The organism is Caballeronia sp. INML3B, from assembly GCF_023631305.1.
Lineage (GTDB): Bacteria > Pseudomonadota > Gammaproteobacteria > Burkholderiales > Burkholderiaceae > Caballeronia > Caballeronia turbans.
Map to the genome: position 1 here is coordinate 1 of NZ_JALQDI010000022.1, position 1,551 is coordinate 1,551.

The window sequence follows — 1,551 nt, forward strand, 5'->3', positions numbered from 1 at the left end:
ATTAGTCAGTATGACTCCGCGAGGCAGGGGCTGGCCTGGCGCGCGGAATCAGACGCGGGTTAGCATCGCTGCCAGAGCCGCACGGTGTGGACAGGGCCACACCCGGCGATATCCATCACGGAGGCCAGCGTGGAAAACGATAGCACACTGTACGTAGGGCTCGACGTCCATAAGGACTCGATTACAGTTGCCTATGCGCTGGGCACAGGCGAGGTCGAACTTCTCGGCAAGATCGGTACGACGAAGACGGATATCGATCGCCTGTGCAAGCGCCTTTAGTCGAAGGCTCGGCACATCGTCATCGTCTACGAGGCGGGTCCGTGCGGCTACGGACTTTACCGTCAGCTCGTGCAGAAGGGGTTTGACTGCATGGTGTGCGCGCCGTCATTGATTCCCAAAAAGCCTGGTGAGCGAGTCAAGACCGATCGGCGCGACGCCGTCAAGCTCGTGAGGTCGCTGCGCGCCGGGGATCTGTCAGCGGTGTACGTCCCCAGCGTGGAGGACGAAGCATTCCGCGATCTGGCTCGCGCGTGGGTCAGCGCCAAGGACGATCTGAAGCGCGCCAGACAACGGTTGAAGGGCTTTCTGCTCTCGCATGGGGTGCGCTATACGGGCCGAGCCGACTGGGGGCCGGCGCACCGGCGCTGGGTGAGCACGTATGCATTCGAGAGCTCGTGGCAGCAACTGGCGTTCGAGGAGTATCGACGCACCATTGAGGATCGCCTGGCGCAATGCGACCGGCTGGAGGCCGCGTTGCGCGATGCCGTCGTCAACTGGCGCTTTTATCCTGCCGTTCTGGGCCTGCAGACGATGCGCGGCGTGCAGTTCACCACGGCAGTGGGCATGCTCGCTGAGCTCGGTGATCTGTCACGCTTCGCGCACCCTCGCCAATTGATGGGCTGGCTGGGCGTGACGCCCTCCGAGCACTCGTCAGGAGAAAAACGCCGTCAGGGCAGTATCACCAAAAACGGCAACAGCTATGCAAGAAAACTGTTGGTCGAAGCGGCCTGGAGCTATCAACATCCGGCCCGCGTGAGTCCCGGGATCCAACGTCGTCACGATGGTATTCCAAAGCCAATCGTGGACCGAGCCTGGGACGCGCAACTGCGTCTGTGCCGGCGCTTCCGGAAGCTAATCACGCGCGGCAAGCAGAAGAACATCGCGGTGGTCGCGGTCGCCCGCGAGCTCGCCGGATTCATTTGGGACATCAGTCGACTCGCGATGTCACTTGCCATACCCTGCGAGCCGCTCACAACATGATGCTGCGGTTGAGTAACTTTTAGTCGAATGGGGAGGAGTTTCCTGAAGGCGGCGTAGCCCGGCACACGAGTAACCCGCGATTCGGCTACGCAACGATTTCTATCCGACTTGCGACATTAGATAGCGGCAGGCTCATTGGGCGGATTTCTGTAATGCGGTACCCAACCCGCGAATATCAGCATGATCCACCGTCGAGACTTACTGCTACGTCGCCCTCAGGAAATTCGGCAAGATGCGCACATCAACAAACCCAAAACCGATCGCTATTGACAGGCGGAGTCATATCAGCCG

Annotated in this window: 1 pseudogene; it reads left to right on the forward strand. The window is 60.5% G+C overall.

Features of this window, described 5'->3' with window-relative positions:
* The first annotated feature begins 129 nt into the window (after positions 1 to 129).
* Positions 130 to 1,260 (forward strand): annotated as a pseudogene (locus NCS58_RS12160) (IS110 family transposase).
* Positions 1,261 to 1,551 lie beyond the last annotated feature (291 nt).